This window comes from Pseudonocardia sp. MH-G8 (assembly GCF_002262885.1).
Taxonomy (GTDB): domain Bacteria; phylum Actinomycetota; class Actinomycetes; order Mycobacteriales; family Pseudonocardiaceae; genus Pseudonocardia.
Genome location: NZ_NKYF01000037.1, coordinates 18,528 through 37,339 on the forward strand (window position 1 = coordinate 18,528; position 18,812 = coordinate 37,339).

Below are 18,812 nucleotides of genomic sequence, written 5' to 3' on the forward strand. Positions count from 1 at the left end.
CGGAGCGTGCTCCGGGAGCTCCGCTCCTGGCCGACGCTCCTGCTGGTGCTGTTCTGCCTTGGCGTGGGGATCCCGGTCACGGTCACGCTCACCCCCTCGCAGGACCTCGTGGCGTTCGGCCAGCACATCAGCGTGGGCGCCCGGCCGCCGGACCTCTCGGTGGCCGGCCCGGCCCGGCTCGTGCAGGTCGGCAACACCGCGCTGGACGTGGACCGGATGCACGTCTACGGCCCGCTGCGCCCCGAGCTGACGATGGGGCCGGTGCAGCGCAACGCCGCCGCCGCCAGCGTGTTCGACCCCAGCGACGGCCCGCAGGCCCGCGACGAGGCGCTCTCCGCCGTCACCGGGGGGTTCCTGACCTGGTACGTCCTGGGCGGGCTCGGACTGATCGCCTTCACGATCACCGCCGCCGCGGGCGCCGCGGGCCTGCGCACCCTCGTCGTGCTGCGGCGCCAGAGCCGCACCCACGGGGGCGACCACGAACCGCTGCACGAGATCTTCTCCTATTGCGTGCGGGCGGCCCGCCGGATGACGGTGATCGCGCTGGTCACCGCGGTGCTCGCGTGGCTGGTGTCGGGGGCGCTCGCGGTCGGCGGCACCGTGTCGGGCCTGCGCGGGGTCACCTCGCTCGCCCAGCTCGTCGGTGCCTACCACCTCACCCCCGACCCGGTCGGCCCGCCGATCACCGGCTATGACGGCGCCGTGATCGGCGACTCGCGCGCCGTGCGGCTGGGCGGCCCACCGGTTCCCGACGCCACCCCCGACGACGTCGCCTGCGCGCGCAGCACCGACTCGCTCGCCGCGGAGATCGGCCACCTGACCTCGGCGCAGGTGCTCAACCTGGCCTGCCCCAGCGCCACCATCACCAGCGGGTTGCGCGGCCCCCAGGACCAGGGCGGCCGATCGGTGCCCCCGCAGGTCGGTGTGCTCAAGCAGGCGCAGGACCTGCGGTTCGTCGTCGTCGCGATCGGCCCCAACGACGTCGGCTGGACCGATTTCCTGCGCTACTGCTACGGCGTCGACGACTGCTCGGACCGGCTCACCCAGGGCGAGTTCGACTACCGGCTCGCCGCGTTCGACCGGGTGTACGGCGACCTGCTGATCGACCTCAACGACCTGCCCGGCAGCCCGCAGATCATCGTCATGACCTCCTACGGCGCCTTCCCACCCGATGCCGACTGCGCCGACACCCGCGCCGAGGGCTACCCCGGCCTGAACCCCGAGAAGATCGATCTGCTCACCGACCGCAACGAACAGCTCAACGCCGTGCTCGTGGCCGGTGCGCAGAAGTACGGCTTCGCCGTGGCCCACCCGGCGCTGGGCCTGCTGTGCGAGAAGGGCACCGACGGGCTCGGCCCGGACCTGCAGGGCATGTCCGAACCGTTCCCCTTCCACCCCACCGGCATCGGCTCCCTGCGGATGGCCTCGTCGGTGGTGCGGCAGATCGAGCCGCCGCCTGCGGAGTGACGGGTCAGGACGTGGGAGCGGTGAGGGCGGCCAGCGCGTCGACGATGCCGTGCCCGTAGTGCCCGTTGAACGCCGGATCGCCCTCGCAGGGCGCGGCCGCTCCGGCTTCCGGGGCCGTGGGCGCCGGGCACGCGACCTGCGCCGCGGACGCGGTGATCGCCTGCTCGACGACGTCCGGTGACAGGGTCAGCTGCCCCGGGTGCTGCGGGTCCTCGGTGCCGTGCCGGCTCACCACCAGCGCCGCGACACCCGTGACGTGCGGCGAGGCCATCGAGGTGCCCTGCAGGTAGGTGTAGTAGCCGCACGCGTTGCCGTGACACGCCCTCTGCACCCCCTGTGCCGCGCCTTGCGGGGTCACCGCGCCCTGCGCGTCGACGTCGCCCGACTCCTGCAGGACGCGCTGCGGGTAGGAGGAGAGGATGAGGTCCTCCAGCCGGCCGGCGCTCGCCGAGCCGCCGGGCGCGGCCACGGAGATCTGCTCGGTGCCGTAGTTCGAGTACCCGGCCTTCGCCCCCGAGGGCCCCACCGCCGACACGCCGATGACGTGCGGTCCCTCCACCGGGAGGTCGACGCAGCTCGCGTTGTCGATCGCGCGGTCGTAGGTCGCGCCGGGCGGGTAGTTCGGGCTCTCACGATCCGTCCCGGGCCGACCCAGGTCCTCGCTCTCGTTGCCCAGCGACCCGACGAGCGTCACGCCCTTGCCGTGCGCGTACTCCAGCGCCCGGTTCATCGCCTCGATCGTGGTGCGTTGCGCGATCTGCGCCTCCGGCGAGTCGGCCGGGTTGTTCGTGCAGTTGTAGCGCCACGGGTCCACGTAGAACGACATGTTGATCACGTCGAGGCCGACGTCGGCGCCGTAGGTCAGGGCATCGAGGACCGGCTGGAGGAAGAACAGGCCGGCGTCCTGACCGGCGCGGATGTTCACCAGCGTGACGCCCGGCGCCACGCCGGAGAGCCCCGACCCGTTGGCCGCCGCCGCGACCGTGCCGGCGACGTGCGTGCCGTGGCCCCCGCCGTCGTGGTCGGGCGGGTCGACGCAACCGTCGAACTCGCACGGCCCGTCCAGCTCCCCGCCGCTCGGGTCGGTCGGGATGTCGGTGACGAAGTTGCGCGACAACGCCACGTCGACGCTCGGTGCGAGGTCGGGGTTGCTCGCGTCGATGCCGGTGTCCAGGATGCCGACCTGCACGCGCGGGTCACCGGGCTGCTGGGCCCGCGCCGCGTCGGCCTTGATCATGGACAGGCCCCACAGCCTCGCGTCGAGCGGGTCGAGCCCCGTGGGGCCCTGCGGAGGTCCCTGCGCGCCGCTCGTCGAGGCGGCCGGCACGGCCCCACCAGGGCGCGTCGCCGTCGTGCCCCCGATCGGACGAGCCGGCGTGGCGCCGAAGATCCCCTCCGCCGCGGACACCCGCTCCACGAACCCGGCCACGGGTGCCTCGACCACCAGCGCACCGACGGCGGCGTTCTCCCGCAGGACGTGCCCGCCCGCCGCCTCGACGGCGGCCACGGCGGCATCGTGGGCGGCACCGGCGTCGAGCAGGACGGTGAACTGCGGCGAGCCCGGTGCGGCCTGCGCCTCGACCGCCGAGCTCGGGCCGAGCGACGCCGCACCCAGCACGACCACGCAAGCGACGGCGGCGACCACAGCGCGCCCGAATGCACGAGGGCTCTTCACACGACCTCCAGGTTCCCCCCGAGAACCCCGGAAGCCGGGGCCGACAACGGCGTCACCCTAGGTCATCCGATGCACGCCGCCGGGGAAGACGCCCCGCGCCGACGCGTCGTCCGCGCCAGACTGGGACCCGTGTCCTCCTGGGTGCTGCACGTCGACCTCGACCAGTTCCTGGCCGCGGTCGAGGTCCTGCGCCGTCCGGAGCTGGCCGGGCGGCCGGTCGTCGTCGGCGGGAAGGGCGACCCCACGCAGCGCGCGGTCGTGGCCACGGCCTCCTACGAGGCGCGGCAGTTCGGGGTCCGGTCGGGGATGCCGATGCGCACCGCGGCCAAGCGCTGCCCGGACGCGGTCTTCCTGCCCGCCGACAACGCCCACTACGACGCGATGTCGGCGCAGGTCATGGCGGTGCTGCACGCCCAGCCCGGGGTCGTCGTCGAGGTACTGGGCTGGGACGAGGCGTTCGTCGGCGCCGACACCGACGATCCGGAGGCACTGGCGTGCACGATCCGGGCCGCCGTTCTCGCCGCGACCCGGCTGGAGTGCTCGGTCGGCATCGGCGACAACCTGCTCCGCGCGAAGATCGCCACGGAGTTCGCGAAACCCGGCACGGGCGAGGGCACCTACCGGTTGACGGCCGCGAACTGGGCCGAGGTGATGTTCGACCGCCCCACCCGGGCGCTGTGGGGCATCGGCGCGAAGACCGCGCGCAAGCTCGCCGACCGGGGCATCCACACGGTGCGGGAGCTGGCCGCCACCGACCCGGCGGCACTCGCCGCCGAGCTCGGCCCGGCGCTGGGGCCCTGGTACGTGCAGCTCGGCCGGGGGATCGGGCGGGCCACGGTCGAGGGCACTCCCTGGGTCGCGCGCTCGCGCAGCCACGAGACGACCTTCCAGACCGACCTCGGCGACTGGGCCGACGTCCGCGCCGAGGTGGCCGCACTCGCCCGACGGGTGGCCGCCGAGATCCGCGCCGAGGACCGCCCGGCGGCGCGCGTGGCCGTGAAGGTCCGCTTCGCACCGTTCTCCACCTACACCCGCAGCGCCACGCTGGAGGCGCCCACCTTCGACGCCGAACGCGTTGCCGCCGCAGCCCTCGACGTCCTCGAGAAGTTCACCTCCCGACGACCGGTGCGGCTGCTCGGCGTGCGCGCCGAGTTCGCCCGGCCATGAGAACGGCTGAGAAGCTCCTCAGCCCCGACCACGCAGATTCGGTCATGTGGAGCTGCGGGGGCGGACGCGACATGGTGCGGCCGTCGGCGCGGTGCGCCGGCACTTCGACCGGCTGGGCGATCGCGAGTGGGCGCGGCAGGACTCCGACGCCACGAGCCGCGTCAGCCTCGAGGTGCACCGCCGGTTCCTGCGCCGCTTCGTACCGCGGGGCGCGCACGTGCTGGAGGTCGGGGCCGGCCCCGGCCGGTTCACCACCGAGCTCGCCGCACAGGGGTGCCGGGTCGTCGCCACCGACGCCTCCCCCGCCCACCTGAGCGCGCACGGTCGGCGCCTGCGCGGCACCCCCGCCGAACGCGGCGTGCTGCGTCGCGAGCTGCTCGACGTCCGCGACACCAGCCGCTACCGCGACGGCGAGTTCGACGCGGTGCTCGCCTACGGCGCGCCGCTCTCGTCCACGCCCGTCGCCAGCTGCGACGCCCTGCGCGGCCTGCTGCGCATCCTGGTGCCGGGCGGCGTGGTCGTCGCGTCGGTGGTGTCGCTGCTCGGCACGTGGCGCCACCACCTCCCCGACACCGGCGACCCCGCCGACGCGACCGCGGCCGGCTGCGGGGACACCGACGCCCCGCCACCCGTCCCGTGCCGGAAGTTCCGGTGGGGCGACGTCGTCGCGCTCGTCACCGAGGCGGGCGGCACCCTCCTCGACGGCAGCGCCAGCAACTGGGCCTCCCTCGGCGACCGGGACACGCTCGCCCGGCTCGAGTCGGACCGGGAGCGGTGGCGCCGCTTCCTCGAGCACGAGATCGCGGCGTGCGCGGAGCCGGGCACCCGCGACGGCGGCACCCACATCCTCTTCGCCGTGCGGCGCTGAGCTGCCTCGCCGCCGCCTCCGCGTTCCGCGGAACGCCGAGAGATGCTCGCGCACCCGTCTCCTGCCACGCCCCCGGATCCGCCCCGCGCACCCCGCCGACGTTCGTGACCACCGTCTAGCGTGATCGTGTGTACCCGCCGATCGAACCGTATGACCAGGGCCTGCTCGACGTGGGCGACGGCAACCGGATCCACTGGGAGACCTGCGGCAACCCTGACGGCAAGCCCGCGCTCGTCGTGCACGGCGGGCCCGGGTCGGGGTGCACGCCGGGGCAGCGGCGCGGCTTCGACCCGCAGCGCTACCGCGTGGTGCTGTTCGACCAGCGCGGCTGCGGGCGCAGCACCCCGCACGCCGCCGACCCGGCCACCGACATGGGCGTCAACACCACGGCGCACCTGGTGGCCGACATGGAGCGGCTGCGCGAGCACCTGGGCGTCGACCGCTGGCTGCTGCACGGCGGTTCCTGGGGCTCGACGCTCATCCTCGCCTACGCGCAGCAGTACCCGCACCGCGTCTCGGAGATCGTGATCCCCAGCGTCACGATGACCCGCCGCGCGGACATCGACTGGCTCTACCGCGGCGTCGGGCGCTTCTACCCCGAGGCGTGGGAGCGCTTCCGGGACGGCGTGCCGGAATCCGAACGCGACGGTGACCTGGTCGCCGCGTACGCCCGCCTCGTCGCGCACCCCGACCCCGCGGTGCGCGAGCGTGCCACGCTCGACTGGCTCGCCTGGGAGGACGCCGTGATCTCGGCGGAGCCGAACGCCCGCACGGGCGCCTACGGCAACCGGCCGCCCGACGCCCAGATGGCATTCGTGCGCATCTGCACCCACTACTTCTCGAACGGCGCCTGGCTGGAGGAGGGTGCGCTGCTGCGCGACGCCGGGCGGCTGGCCGGTATCCCCGGCGTCCTCGTCCACGGCCGGCTCGACATGGGTGGCCCGCCGCACACGGCCTGGGAGCTCGCGCGCGCCTGGCCCGACGCCGAGCTGCGGATCGTCGAGGACTCCGGGCACACCGGCAGCGACACGATGCGCGCGCACCTGGTCGAGGCCCTCGACCGCTTCGCCGACCGCTGACCACCCGCGCCGGACGCGCCCACAGCCCCGTCACGTTCCGGCGGGTCGACGCGCCCAGGTCGCCAGCTCCGCCCAGCCCGCCAGGTCGGTGGTGGCACCGGACGCCGTCACCGTGAACCGCCCGTCCCCGTGCACCGTCACACGGGCCGCGGCGTCCTGCGCGCCGTTGCCCGCGACGATCCAGCCCTCGCGCGCGAGCAGCCGGGCCGCGAGTGCCGCGGCGGGTTCGGGGCCCACCACCGACACCGCGGACCCGCGACGGTCGCCGTGCAGGGCGAACGTGCCCGTGACCGGGTCGAAGGCGAGGCCGGGCGCGTCGAACACCTCCCCCACCACACCGTCGGCCACGAGTTGCTCCGGCGGCCCGGCGCGCAGCCGCCCGGCCCGGTCCAGCAGCCAGACGTGGTCGGCCAGGCGCAGCGCGGGCTCCAGGTCGTGCGTGGACACCAGCACGCACAGCCCGTCCTCGCGGGCCAGGCGGCGCAGCAGGGCCAGCAGGGCCACCCGCGACGAGACGTCGAGGAACGCGGTCGGTTCGTCCAGCAGCAGCACCGCGGGCTCCTGGGCCAGGGCGCGGGCGGTGAGGACGCGCTGACGCTCGCCGTCGGAGAGCTCCGCGACGCGACGCCCTGCCAGGTGCCCGGCCCCGGCCGCGGCGATCGCGGCCGTCACCGCCGCCCGGTCGGCCTCGCGCAGCGCGCCGGTCGGACCGGTGTGCGGGTGGCGGCCCAGCGCCACCAACTCCTCCACGGCGAGCAGACCGGGGTCGACGCGCTCGGTGAGCACCACCGCCACCCGGCGCGCGCGTTCCGCGGCGGGCAGCGCGAGCAGGTCGGCACCGTCGAGGCGCACGGTGCCGGCCAGGGGCGGGAGCAGGCCCGCCACGGCGTGCAGCAGCGTGGACTTGCCGGTGCCGTTGGGGCCGACCAGCACCGTCAGCTCGCCGGCGGCCGCCCGCGCCTGCACGCCGGCGAGCACGACGCCCGGCGCGCGCCGTCGCCCGCGCCGGTAGCCGAGGTCGAGCCCATCGAGGGCCAGGCCGCTCACGACACCGCCGTCGCGAACCGCCTGCTGCGCAGCAGCACCGCGATCACGACCGGGGCGCCGACCAGCGAGGTCACGACGTTCAATGGCACCACCGTCTCGGTGCCCGGCGGGTGCCCCGCGATCGAGCAGGCCAGCACCACCGCGGCGCCGGCGAGCGCGGTGACCGGCAGCAGGACCCGATGGTCGGACGTGTCGACCAGCAGCCGGGCCAGGTGCGGCACCGCGATCCCGACGAACGCGATCGGCCCGCAGAACGCGGTGACGCCACCGGCGAGCAGGGCCACCGCCACCACGACCGCGGCCCGCAGCCGCCGGACCGGCACGCCGACGCTGCGGGCGTGCGCCTCGCCGAGCAGGAGCGCGTTCAGCGGCTTCACCAGCAGCGCGGCCACCACGAGCCCGGCGCCCACCACCGCGGCGAGCACCGGCAGGTCGGCCCCGCCCGTGCCGTCGATGCTGCCCAGTCCCCACACGACGTACTGCTGCGCGATGCGCGGGTCGCTCCACACCAGCACCAGGCTCACGACCGCGGTGGTCACCGCGCCGACCATCACGCCGACGACGAGCAACGTCACCACCGAACGCACCCAGCGCGCGAGCACCAGCACCAGGGCCAGCACGGCGGCGGCCCCGAGCGCGGCCGCACCGACGGCGCCGAGCCGTGCCGCGCCGGCCAGCCCCTCAGCAAAGCCCGCCGCCGTCCCCGCCGCACCGCCTGCCACGAGCGAGAGCGCCACCCCGAGCCCCGCGCCGGAGCTCACGCCCAGCACGTAGGGGTCGGCGAGCGGGTTGCGGAACAGGGTCTGCACCAGTGCCCCGGCCACGGCCAGCGCGGCGCCCGCCAGCACCGCGGTGAACGCCCGCGGCAGCCGCACGGTGCCGATCACGACGCTCCACCGCGGGTCCGAGGGCGCGGCGCCGGCGAGCACCCGCACCGTGTCCGGCAGCGGCACGCTCACCGGCCCGAGCGCCACGGCCAGCACGAACAGCGCCAGCACCGCGGCGGCCAGCACCGCCAACAGCTTCACGTCACCCGTCGCAGGTAGACGAGCTCGTGATCGGGCAGCAGGTCCGGGTGCAGCACCGCGACGAGGTCCGCCAGCAGCTCGTCGGGATGCGTGATCCCCCGCTCGTGCACCTCGTTGCCACCGGTCGGGCCGATCCGCCGGTCGCGGTTCCACACCTGCCCGTCGCGGACGGCCGCCAGCGCGCCGTAGCGCGGGTCGGCGGCGGTGACGTCGGCGAGCGTGGCCCACCCGCCGTCGGCGATCCACACGGGGGCGGAGCCGTCGGCCACGTAGAGGCTCTCGAAGTCCTTCGGTATGCCGCCCGCGGCCGGGTTGCCGGCCTCCGACCAGGTGCCGCCCGCGTCGCGCAGCAGCGCACCGGACGTGCTGCCGCCGGTCGGCACCCGCCACCCGCCCTCGTAGAGCTGCCCGTACAGCACGGGGACCGGCGGGGCGCCCGCAGCCAGGGCAGCCAGCTCGCCGTAGCGGGCCTCGATCGCGGCGAACACGCGCTCGGCCTCGGCCTCGCGGCCGGTGAGCGCACCCATCACCTTGATCCACTCGGCCTGCGCGAGCGGGCCGCTCTCGAGGTAGTCGGCCCAGCCGAGCACCGGGACACCCGCCCGGCGCAACGTCGGGAACGACGGGTCGTCCGTGCCCTGGCTGAGCAGCACGTCCGGGGCGGCCGCGGCCACACGCTCGACGTCGACCTGCCCGCCGGTCGCGAACCCGGTCACCGCACCGGTGGCGATGCGCGCCCGCGCCTCGGGCCCGGAGACGAAGTCGGGCGTGCCCACGCCGGTGAGGACGTCGAGCGCGCCGATGTCGGCGAGCATGGGCAGCTGGGTCGTGGACGCGGCGTACACGCTGCGCACCGGCACCTCGACCACCGGCGCCCCGGCCAGCTCGGCCGGCAACGCCGGCGCGGGCTCGCCGCAGGGCAGCAGCACGGTCGACTCCGGGGCTCCGCCGGGGTAGGGCTGGGCCACGGTCAGCACGCGGTAGTCGCCCGCGTCCTGGAGCGTGACGTTCGTGGCGTGCCGCAGTTGCACCGGCGCGGCCGGCGCGGCCGGCGGGCAGCCCGGTGGGGCCGCGGGCGGCACGGCGGCCGGTGCGGCGCAGGCCGCCACCACCACGGCGGTCAGGGCGGCGACGAGCGCCTGCAGGGCGGGGCGGGTCACGGCTCTCTCCTCGCGAGCGCGGCGGCGACCACGGCCGGTACGGGCTGCAGCGATCACGTTGCGGGCGGACCGCCACCCGGCGCGGTGGTCGTCAGCCAGGCGACCGCCTCGTCCACCGTGGCGACGGCGGGGGCCTCGGGGGCGGGCGGACGGTCCAGCAGCACGACCGGCAGGCCCAGCTCCCGGGCCGCCACCAGCTTCGCGGCGGTCAGCTCGCCGCCGCTGTCGCGCGTGACCAGCACATCGACGCGGTGTTCCCGCAGCAGGGCACGCTCCGCGTCGGCGGTGAAGGGCCCGCGGGCCAGCACGAGGTGGTGCCGCGCGGGCAGGGGCGGAGGCGGCGGGTCGACCGACCGCAGCAGGAACCACTGCGCGAGCCCCGCGAACGCGGCGAGGTCACCGCTGCCGGTGGCGAGGAAGACCCGCTCCCCCAGCTCCGGCAGCAGCGCGGCCGCGGCGCCCGCGTCCGGTACGCGGTGCCAACGGTCCCCGGGCCCGGCCGTCCACCCCGAGCGGCGCAGCACGAGCAGCGGAACGCCGGCCGCGGCGGTGGCGGCCACCGCGTGCGCGCTCATCCGGGAGGCGAAGGGGTGCGTGGCGTCGACGACCGCGTCGGTCCGGTGCCCGCGCAGCCACCCGAGCAGGCCGTCCGCGCCGCCGAACCCGCCGATGCGCACGTCACCGCAGGGCAGCCGCGGCACCGCCACGCGACCTGCCAGCGAGGAGGTGACCGCGATCGCGGGGTCGTTGTGCAACGCGGCGGCGAGCCTGCGGGCCTCGGCGGTGCCGCCGAGCACGAGCACGTTGCGCACCCCGCTCACCGGGCGTACCTGCGCAGCAGGTAGGTGTCCATGATCCAGCCCTTGCGGGCGCGCAGCTCGGCCCGCAGCCGCGCGATCTCGTCGCGCACCTCCCGCAGGTCGCCGTGCACCAGCACCTGATCGGGTGTGCCGAGGTAGGCACCCCAGTAGATGTCCCAGCGCGAGTCCGGGCCGTCGGCGGGCACCGCGGCGAAGGCGTCGACGGCGTCCAGCATCACGACGACGTCATCCACGCCCGGCGGCGGGCCCTCGTCGGCCAGCCGACGCCCCGTGGTGACGAGGAACGGGCGCCCGACCCGGTTGAGCACGACGCGGTGCGCGGCCGCGAGGGCCTGCACGGCGCTGATCCCGGGGATCGAGACGACGTCGAACGCGACCCCGCCGCGCGCCCCGATGCCGTCGAGGATGCGCAGCGTGCCGTCGTAGAGGGCCGGGTCACCCCACACCAGGAACGCGCCGGCCCCGTCGTCGCCGAGCTCGTCGGCGAGCATCCGCTCGTAGAGGGCGGCCCGCCGCTCCTGCCAGTCGCCCACGGCCGCCGCGTAGCCCGCGGTTGCGGCGCTGCGGTCCCGCTGCGGGTCGCGCGCGGTGACCACCCGGTGCGGGCGGGTGACGTGGCGGGCCAGCAGGTCGGCGCGCAGGCCCGCGAGGTCGCCCTTGGCATCGCCCTTGTCGATGGTGAAGAAGACGTCGGTGCGGTTCATCGCCGCCACCGCCTCGAGCGTGAGGTGGTCGGGGTCGCCCGCACCGATACCGATGACATACACCGTACGCACGCCCGTCTACCCCGGGTCCGGTGTGTCGGGCGGCGGGACGGTCGGCACCCGCACCAGCAGCGCCTGCGGGTCCACCCGGATCGCGAGCTCCTGCGCGTCGCCGACCGGGTCGCCGTCGACCTGGCACGGCTGCGGGGCCTCGGTGCGGATCCCGATCGAACGAGCCTGCCAGTGCTCGACGCGCTCGTGCCCGGCGCGCCTGCGCGTGATCACGCGCAGCGCGACCGCGATCCAGCCGGCGAACGTACTGGGCGCGATGCTCACCACGTCGAGGACGCCGTCGTCGATCGTGGCCCGCGGCATCAGCACGAGCCCGCCCAGCAGGGTGCCGCTGTTGCCGACGACCACCGCGCGGGTGCGGCGGCGCAGGGGCGGGGCGTCGTCGAGGGCGAGCGTGACGCGCACGCGCCGCCCACGCATGGCGCGCAGCCCGGAGATCACGTAGGCGAGCGGCCCGACCCGGACCTTCAGCGCCTCGGGCGTGTTGACCATGATCGCGGCATCGAACCCGGTGCCGGCCATCACGAGGAACACCCGCTCCTCCTCGGAACCGTCGATCCGGATCCGCCCGACGTCGATCGCGCGGTCGTCGCCGGTGAGCGCGAGGCGGGCGGCCGTCGGCACGTTCTCCGGCGTGCCGAGCGTACGGGCGAGCAGGTTGCCCGTTCCCGCCGGCACCAGGCCCATCGCGACCCCCGTACCCGCCAGCGCCTCGGCCACCGATCGGACGGTGCCGTCCCCGCCGCAGGCCAGTACGACGTCGGCGCCCCGCTCCACGGCCAGCCGGGCCTGCCCGGTGCCCGGATCCTCCACCGTGGTCTCGAGCCAGAGCGGCTCCGCCCAGCCGAGTCCGGTGCACACCGCGGTGATGCGCTGCCGCGTGCCCGGCTCGATCTTCGTGGGGTTGGCGACGACGGCGGCCAGTGGCCGGTCCTCCGGCTCCGCCCTGAGCGTTTCCGGGTCGGCGGACCGCAGCCGCCCGCGGAGCACGACGACCACGAGGATCCCCAGCACGGGCAGGGCCGCCACCGCGAGCACCCACCAGTCGTTCACGACGAAACCCTATGCGGCGCGCGCCGCCCCCGCGCGCGGCGTCCACCACACGTCCGGACGGAGTACACCCGGATCGCGACACACGTACATCCGGAGCGCGACTCGCGGGAAGTCGGGAAGGCGGCGTGCGACGTCTAACCTAACCGTCCAGGAACGCGGCGAGTCCGTCGAGCAGGCGCTCGACATCCGTGTCGTCGACGTAGGGAGCCAAACCGATCCGCAGCGCCCCACCGTCGCCGAGGCCGAGACGGCGCGACGCCTCGATCGCGTAGAACGAGCCCGCGGGGGCGTGCACGCCGCGCTCGGCGAGGAACGCGTATGCCGCGGCCGGCTCCCGACCGGCGAACGAGACGAGCAGCGTGGGAGTGCGGTGCGCCGCCCGCGAGTGCACGGTGACACCGGGCAGCCGGGCGAGCCCCTCCTCGATGCGCTCCCGCAGCCGGTCCTCGTGGGCCCCGATCACACCGAGCGCCGACACGAGTTGCGCACGCCGCCCACCTGCCACGCCGCCCAGCGCGGCCAGGAAGTCGACGGCTGCCGTGGTGCCCGCCAGCAGCTCGTAGGGCAGGGTGCCGAGCTCGAACCGCTCCGGCACGACGTCCGTGGACGGCAGGAGCTTCTGCGGGTGCAGCCGCTCCAGCAGCGCAGGTGCCGCCGCGAGCACGCCGCAGTGGGGGCCGAGGAACTTGTAGGGCGAGCACACGTAGAAGTCGGCACCCAGCGCCTGCAGGTGCACCGGCTGGTGAGCGGTGGCGTGCACGCCGTCGACGTAGGCCAGCGCGCCCGCCTCGTGGGCCAGGTCCGTGATCGCTCGCACCGGCGGGCAGGTCCCGAGCAGGTTCGAGGCGGCCGTCACCGCGACGAGCCGGGTGCGCGGCGAGAGCACGGGCGCCACGTCCTCGGCGGCGAGCTCGGCGGTGGCCGGATCGAACTGCGCCCAGCGCACCCGCGCCCCCACCGCCTCCGCGGCCTGCACCCACGGACGGATGTTCGCGTCGTGGTCCAGCGAGGTGACGACGACCTCGTCGCCCGGCTCCCAGGTGGCCGCGAGCGTGCGCGCGGCGTCGTAGGTCAGCTGGGTCATGCTGCGCCCGAACACGACACCGGCCGGGTCCGCGCCGAGCAGGTCGGCCACGGCGAGGCGCGCCGACACGACGATCTCGTCCGCGGTGCGTTCGGCCGCGGTGATCCGGCCCCGGTTCGCCAACGGCGACACGAGCGTGCGCGCCACGGCCTCGGCGACCGCAACGGGCACCTGGGACCCGCCCGGCCCGTCGAAATGGGCGTAGCCGGCGGTCAGCGCCGGGAAATGGCTGCGGACCGCCTCGACGTCGTAGGCGACGTCGGAGTGCGGGACATCAGAGGGCATGTCCGCACCCTGTCACGTTCCCCCGACGGCCGGGAGGATCACCAGTCCTCACCCTCGGGCATCTCGCCCTCGGAACGGTGGCGGCCCTCGCGCAGCCCGCGCTGGTAGGTGCTCAGCCGTTCGCGGACGCGGTCGGGAACGCGTTCGGCACGGTCGCCGTTCTGCGACTCGGTCGTCCGCGGCGGCGGCACCAGCTGGTCGCCCGGCTTGCGACGGGGCAAGCCGCTGGACGTGGTGGGGGCCGGCTCCGGACGAGCCGCACGGGCCGCGGCCTCGCGCCACTCGTCGTCCTGGGGGGTCTCCCAGTCCAACGGGCCGCTCCCGAGGCCCCCGGCAGCGGCGCCCTCGTCGTCGCCCTCCTTGAACCAGGCGGAGGCGATGGCCTCGAAGATCGGCGTGGCGTACCGGTCGTCGATCGGCTCGAGGGGGAGGTCGAGCAGCGGACCGAACAGCTCGTCGATCTGCGACGACGCGGACGGCGAGTAGCTCGGCGCATCGTCGAACGACAGCGTGGGCCCGGGCGTGCCGTTGGTGGCGCCGTTCGCAGTGCCGTTGGTGGCGCCGTTGGCCGAGGTGCCGTTGGTCAGGGCGCCGTTGGTCGGGATGCCGTTGGTGACGCCGTTCGCAGTGCCGTTGGGAGCGGCGTCGAAGGGCGCGTCGAAGGCCGCGTCGAAGGCAGCGCCGTTCGCGTTCTCGAGGCCCCCGCCACCGCCGGTGACAGTGGAGTACGGCGGTTCGAGGTCCACGCCCGTGATCTCCGCGGGGAGCTGCGGCGGCGCCGGCGACGGTCGCCGCGGCGGCGGGGGTGGCTCCTCCACGGTGATCGTGGCGGGCGGGCAGTGCACACTCGCCACGAGCCCGGAACCGGCGGCTGCCGTGCCCGAGTGGTGACGGAGCGTGATGCCGGATCGAGAGCTGCGGGCGAGCTGCTCGGCGGCCGTCGCGGTGCGCCGCCCACCTGCCGCACCGGGGTCGTGCCGCGCGGCCTGCTCGACCACCACGTCGACGGTGGCACCCCGGCCGGCGAGATCGTCGTCCACCCGGCTGACGAGCTCGAGCCACGCCCCCGGGTAGACGGCCGCGGCGTGGTCGACGAGCTCCGCGAGCACCGGCACCAGCTCCGCGGCGGCGCCCGGCGCGACGAGGGCGGCGGGTCCGGGACGGACCTCGACCAGACGCGGATCCTCGGCGGACGCCGCCGCCTCGGCGACGACCTCCCCGAGCCGGCGCGGACCGGACTCCCGCGTCGCGGGCTCGACACCGCAGAGCAGCAGCACGCTGACGGTGTCGCGCCGCATCAGACGGACGCCGTCCTGCAGCTCAGCCAGGCCGGGCACGCCGTCGGCCTGCAGCCGCTCCAGCAGCCGGACCTGCTGGTCAAGGCGGTCCTGGAGGCGCCGTGCCACATCGGCGGTGGCGTCGTCCTCGGCCTGCCCCCGCTGGGCGGGAACGGGATCGCGCCGCTCGATGTCCCACCGGTCGCCGCCGCGCTGATCGCCGCCCCAGCGTCCGGACTCCCACCCCTCCGACTCCCACCCGCCGACATCGCGGTGGTCGGTATCGCGGGGCTCGGAGGCCCCGCGGCCGGGGTCCCATCGTTCGGAGCGCGCTGCGGCGCCGAGGTGCGCGAGGTAGCCCGAGTCTCCCTCGTAACCTCTGTCGCCCACCAGTCGGTCCTCTCGCACGAGTCGATGCGTCGCGTCGGTTCCTGCGCCACGCGGGCATGACCTCGATCACGCCCTGGCGTCGCTGCCGGGTGTCCTGGCGAGGCACGCTACCGCTCGAGGAGCCCTGTCCGACCGCCACGCCGGAGAGTGCGCTCAGGGCGCGCATTCCTGCGACGGGCGGCCTCCACAGCCGCTGACCAGCGCCGGACGTCACGCACCGTAGCCCATTCGGGTGCCCTTCGCCTATGCCCTGGGGGCGAGCGGCCGCTCCGCGGCGTCCAGTGAAACCGGAGCGCGCCGACCGATGAATTCCGGTGCCGCCGGAAGTCACCAGTCTGCGCCGGGCGTACGAGCGGTCCGGCGGTGGGAGAGGAGAGCGGCTGTGACAGCGGTACGAGTACTGGTGGGCACGCGCAAGGGTGCGTTCGTGCTGAGCGCCGACGGGAAGCGGGATCGCTGGGAGGTGCGGGGTCCGCACTTCGCCGGCTGGGAGATCTACCACGTGGCGGGTTCCCCCGCCGCGCCCGAGCGCATCTACGCCTCGCAGTCGGGCGGCTGGTTCGGGCAGGTGGTCCAGCGCTCGGACGACGGCGGCCTCACGTGGGCGCCGGTCGGCAACGAGTTCGCCTACGCCGGCGTGCCCGGCACGCACCAGTGGTACGACGGCACGCCCCACCCGTGGGAGTTCGCGCGGGTGTGGCACCTGGAGCCCTCGGCCACCGACCCGGACACGGTCCTGGCAGGCGTCGAGGACGCGGCCCTGTTCCGCAGCACCGACGGCGGTTCCTCCTGGCAGGAGCTGCGCGGCCTGCGCGAGCACGGTTCCGGGTCGCACTGGCAGCCGGGCGCGGGCGGGATGTGCCTGCACACGATCGTCGTCGACCCGCGGGACCCCGCGCGGATGCACGTGGCGATCTCCGCGGCGGGTGTCTTCCGCACCGACGACGACGGCAGGACCTGGCGCCCGGCCAACCGCGGGTTGCGCTCCGACGGCATCCCCGACGACGACGCCGAGGTCGGTCACTGCGTCCACAACCTCGCGATGCACCCGAGCCGCCCGGACACCCTCTACATGCAGAAGCACTGGGACGTCATGCGCAGCGACGACGGCGGCGCGAACTGGTACGACATCGGTGACAGCCTGCCGACCGACTTCGGGTTCCCGATCGAGGTGCACGCCCACGACCCGGACACCGTCTACGTCGTGCCGATCACGAGCGACTCCGAGCACTTCCCGCCCGAGGGCAGGCTGCAGGTGTTCCGCAGCCGCACCGGCGGCCATGAGTGGGAACCGCTCACCGCGGGCCTGCCGCAGCAGCACTGCTACGTCAACGTCCTGCGGGACGCGATGGCGGTCGACTCGCTCGACGAGTGCGGCGTGTACTTCGGCACCACGGGCGGGCAGGTGTACGCCTCCCCCGATGCCGGCGACACCTGGGAACCGATCGTGCGGGACCTGCCGGCGGTGCTGTCGGTCCAGGTCCAGACGCTGCCGTGACCGGGCCGGTGCGGGTGAAGCTCCCCGCCCACCTGCGGAAGCTGGCCCGGGTGGACGGCGAGGTCGCGCTGGACGTCGCCGAGCCGGTCACCCAGCGGTCGGTGCTGGACGCGCTGGAGGCCCGCCACCCGGTCCTGCGCGGCACCATCCGCGACCACGCCACCCTGCGCCGCCGCGCGTTCGTGCGGTTCTTCGCGTGCGAGGAGGACCTGTCCCACGACGAGCCGGACGCGCCGCTGCCGGCCGCGGTGGCGGCAGGCCGGGAGCCGTTCCTGGTGGTGGGCGCGATGGCCGGCGGCTGATCCGGATCGAGGGGCGCGACACGAGTACATCCAGACCCCGACTCGCGGGGGTCGGGGCCCCAACCCCGCGTGTCGGGGTCTGAGGGCGCGTGTGTCGCGGGCCTATTCGAACCGCGCCGGGTCGCCCGCACCCCTGCGGACGATCTCGGGCTCCGGACCCGAGAAGTCGACCACCGTGGTGGGCTCGGTGCCGCAGTCGCCGGAGTCGAGCACCGCGTCCAGCGCGGTGTCGAGCCGCTCCTTGATCTCCCAGCCCTGGGTGAGCGGTTCGGGCTCGTCGGGCAGCAGCAGGGTGGAGGAGAGCAGGGGCTCGCCCAGCTCGGCGAGCAGGGCCTGGGCCGCCGTGTGCTGCGGGATGCGCACGCCCACCGTCTTCTTCTTCGGGTGCAGCAGCCGCCGTGGCACCTCCTTCGTGGCGGGGAGGATGAACGTGTACTGGCCCGGGGTGGCTGCCTTCACGCTGCGGAACACCTGGTTGCTGATCTGCACGAACTGCCCGAGCTGCGCGAAGTCGCGGCAGACGAGGGTGAAGTGGTGCTTGTCGTCGAGCCGGCGGATCTCGCGGATGCGCTCGATCCCCTTCGGATCGCCGAGCTGGCAGCCCAGCGCGAAGCAGGAGTCGGTGGGATAGGCGATCAGACCGCCGTCACGCACGATGCCGGCCACCTGGCCGATCGCACGTCGTTGGGGATCGACCGGGTGGACGTCGAAGTACCGCGCCATACCGCGGAGCGTAGGACGCCCGGACGGTTTCCGTCGGCCGGGACGCTCGATCCGGTGTGCGTCAGGTCAGCGTGCGCTCGATCTCCGCGAGCTCCTCGTCGGTGAAGTCGAGGTTCGCCGTGGCCGCGACGGTGTCCTCCAACTGCCGCACGCTGCTCGCACCCACCAGCGCCGAGGTGACCCGCCCGCGCCGCAGCACCCACGCGATCGCCGTCTGGGCCAGCGTCTGGCCGCGGCCCCGCGCGACGCCGTTCAGCGCGCGGACCGTGGCGAGGCGCTCGGGCGTGATGCCCTCCGCCTTCAGGAACGGGCTCGCTCCCCCCGCGCGGGAGTCGGCCGGCACGCCGTCGAGGTACCGGTCGGTGAGCAGGCCCTGGGCGAGCGGCGAGTAGGCGATCGAGCCGGCGCCGACCTCGTCGAGCACGTCGAGCAGCCCGTCCTCCACCCAGCGGTCGAGCATCGAGTAGCGGGGCTGGTGGATCAGCAGCGGCGTGCCGAGCCCGGCGAGGATCCGCGCCGCCTCGCGGGTCTGCTCGGGCGAGTAGTTGGAGACGCCGACGTAGAGCGCCTTGCCCTGCTGGACGGCCGTGTGCAGCGCGCCCATCGTCTCCTCGAGCGGGGTGTCCGGGTCGGGGCGGTGGGAGTAGAAGACGTCGACGTACTCCAGGCCCGTGCGCCCGAGGCTCTGGTCCAGGCTGGCGAGCAGGTTCTTGCGCGAGCCCCACTCGCCGTACGGGCCCTGCCACATGAGGTAGCCGGCCTTCGTCGAGATGAGGATCTCGTCCCGGTAGGGGCGCAGGTCGGCCGCGAAGTGCCGTCCGAAGTTCTCCTCCGCCGACCCGGGCGGCGGCCCGTAGTTGTTGGCCAGGTCGAAGTGGGTGACGCCGAGGTCGAACGCGCGGCGCAGGACGGCGCGCTGGGTGTCCTGCGGCTTGTCGTGGCCGAAGTTGTGCCACAGCCCCAGGGACACCGCGGGCAGCTTCAGACCACTGCGCCCGGCCCGGCGGTAGGGCATGGCGTCGTAGCGCGCGGGATCGGCGACGTGCACCGGAGCTCCTGACTGTCGGGGACGTCATGATCCCAACAGCGCGGGAGGGTGGCGCCCGCGGGTG

The 18,812-nt window shown here is 75.0% G+C and carries 17 protein-coding genes; 6 read left to right on the plus strand and 11 right to left on the minus strand.

Annotated features, from left to right (window positions below; genetic code table 11):
* Positions 1-6 precede the first annotated feature (6 nt).
* Positions 7-1,467 carry a hypothetical protein gene (locus tag CFP66_RS42595; protein ID WP_198962057.1) on the plus strand — a complete coding sequence of 487 codons (1,461 nt, stop codon included), beginning with the start codon at positions 7-9 and terminating at the stop codon, positions 1,465-1,467.
* Between the two features lie 4 nt (positions 1,468-1,471).
* Here the strand turns inward: CFP66_RS42595 and CFP66_RS42600 are convergent, their stop codons facing one another.
* Entirely contained in the window at positions 1,472-3,142 is a 1,671-nt protein-coding gene (locus tag CFP66_RS42600) for a S8 family serine peptidase (protein WP_233160185.1), read from the minus strand.
* A gap of 129 nt (positions 3,143-3,271) precedes the next feature.
* Between CFP66_RS42600 and CFP66_RS42605 the strand changes: the two genes are divergently transcribed.
* From CFP66_RS42605 to pip, 3 genes are all read left to right on the plus strand, one after another.
* A complete protein-coding gene (locus tag CFP66_RS42605) occupies positions 3,272-4,309 on the plus strand; it encodes a DNA polymerase IV (RefSeq protein WP_233160186.1) in 1,038 nt (345 codons plus the stop codon).
* A gap of 46 nt (positions 4,310-4,355) precedes the next feature.
* Positions 4,356-5,177: a bifunctional 2-polyprenyl-6-hydroxyphenol methylase/3-demethylubiquinol 3-O-methyltransferase UbiG gene (locus tag CFP66_RS42610; protein WP_198962058.1), complete on the plus strand. Its 822-nt coding sequence runs from the start codon at positions 4,356-4,358 to the stop codon at positions 5,175-5,177.
* Between the two features lie 128 nt (positions 5,178-5,305).
* The gene (pip, locus tag CFP66_RS42615) at positions 5,306-6,256 is read left to right on the plus strand and encodes a prolyl aminopeptidase (protein WP_094931070.1); all 951 of its coding nucleotides are present in this window, start codon (positions 5,306-5,308) and stop codon (positions 6,254-6,256) included.
* A gap of 30 nt (positions 6,257-6,286) precedes the next feature.
* On the opposite strand, the gene CFP66_RS42620 is transcribed toward pip, so the two are convergent.
* From CFP66_RS42620 to CFP66_RS42655, 8 genes are all read right to left on the minus strand, one after another.
* Positions 6,287-7,303, minus strand: coding sequence for an ABC transporter ATP-binding protein (locus tag CFP66_RS42620; protein ID WP_198962059.1), 1,017 nt, complete (start codon positions 7,301-7,303; stop codon positions 6,287-6,289).
* The gene (locus CFP66_RS42625; RefSeq protein WP_094931071.1) at positions 7,300-8,331 is read right to left on the minus strand and encodes an iron ABC transporter permease; all 1,032 of its coding nucleotides are present in this window, start codon (positions 8,329-8,331) and stop codon (positions 7,300-7,302) included. The genes CFP66_RS42620 and CFP66_RS42625 overlap by 4 nt, the downstream gene beginning before the upstream one ends.
* A complete protein-coding gene (locus tag CFP66_RS42630) occupies positions 8,328-9,491 on the minus strand; it encodes an ABC transporter substrate-binding protein (protein ID WP_094931072.1) in 1,164 nt (387 codons plus the stop codon). The genes CFP66_RS42625 and CFP66_RS42630 overlap by 4 nt, the downstream gene beginning before the upstream one ends.
* A 53-nt stretch (positions 9,492-9,544) precedes the next feature.
* Positions 9,545-10,303 (minus strand): cobalt-precorrin-6A reductase, encoded by a 759-nt coding sequence (locus tag CFP66_RS42635; RefSeq protein WP_094931115.1) that lies wholly within the window; start codon positions 10,301-10,303, stop codon positions 9,545-9,547.
* Positions 10,304-10,308: 5 nt separating this feature from the next.
* A complete protein-coding gene (cobF, locus tag CFP66_RS42640) occupies positions 10,309-11,088 on the minus strand; it encodes a precorrin-6A synthase (deacetylating) (protein WP_094931073.1) in 780 nt (259 codons plus the stop codon).
* Positions 11,089-11,094: 6 nt separating this feature from the next.
* Complete coding sequence (locus CFP66_RS42645; RefSeq protein ID WP_198962060.1) at positions 11,095-12,141, minus strand: diacylglycerol kinase family protein; 1,047 nt, start codon at positions 12,139-12,141, stop codon at positions 11,095-11,097.
* 139 nt (positions 12,142-12,280) lie between these two features.
* Positions 12,281-13,510, minus strand: coding sequence for a cysteine desulfurase-like protein (locus CFP66_RS42650; RefSeq protein WP_094931074.1), 1,230 nt, complete (start codon positions 13,508-13,510; stop codon positions 12,281-12,283).
* A gap of 38 nt (positions 13,511-13,548) precedes the next feature.
* On the minus strand, positions 13,549-15,177 hold the full coding sequence (locus CFP66_RS42655) for a hypothetical protein (protein ID WP_094931075.1): 1,629 nt from the start codon (positions 15,175-15,177) through the stop codon (positions 13,549-13,551).
* 382 nt (positions 15,178-15,559) lie between these two features.
* Here CFP66_RS42655 and CFP66_RS42660 point away from each other — a divergent pair, with 382 nt between their 5' ends.
* Entirely contained in the window at positions 15,560-16,675 is a 1,116-nt protein-coding gene (locus CFP66_RS42660) for a sialidase family protein (protein ID WP_094931076.1), read from the plus strand.
* The gene (locus CFP66_RS42665) at positions 16,672-16,977 is read left to right on the plus strand and encodes a MoaD/ThiS family protein (protein ID WP_198962061.1); all 306 of its coding nucleotides are present in this window, start codon (positions 16,672-16,674) and stop codon (positions 16,975-16,977) included. The genes CFP66_RS42660 and CFP66_RS42665 overlap by 4 nt, the downstream gene beginning before the upstream one ends.
* A 102-nt stretch (positions 16,978-17,079) precedes the next feature.
* Here the strand turns inward: CFP66_RS42665 and CFP66_RS42670 are convergent, their stop codons facing one another.
* Complete coding sequence (locus CFP66_RS42670) at positions 17,080-17,700, minus strand: L-threonylcarbamoyladenylate synthase (RefSeq protein ID WP_094931077.1); 621 nt, start codon at positions 17,698-17,700, stop codon at positions 17,080-17,082.
* 61 nt (positions 17,701-17,761) lie between these two features.
* Positions 17,762-18,748, minus strand: coding sequence for an L-glyceraldehyde 3-phosphate reductase (mgrA, locus tag CFP66_RS42675; protein WP_143517591.1), 987 nt, complete (start codon positions 18,746-18,748; stop codon positions 17,762-17,764).
* Positions 18,749-18,812 lie beyond the last annotated feature (64 nt).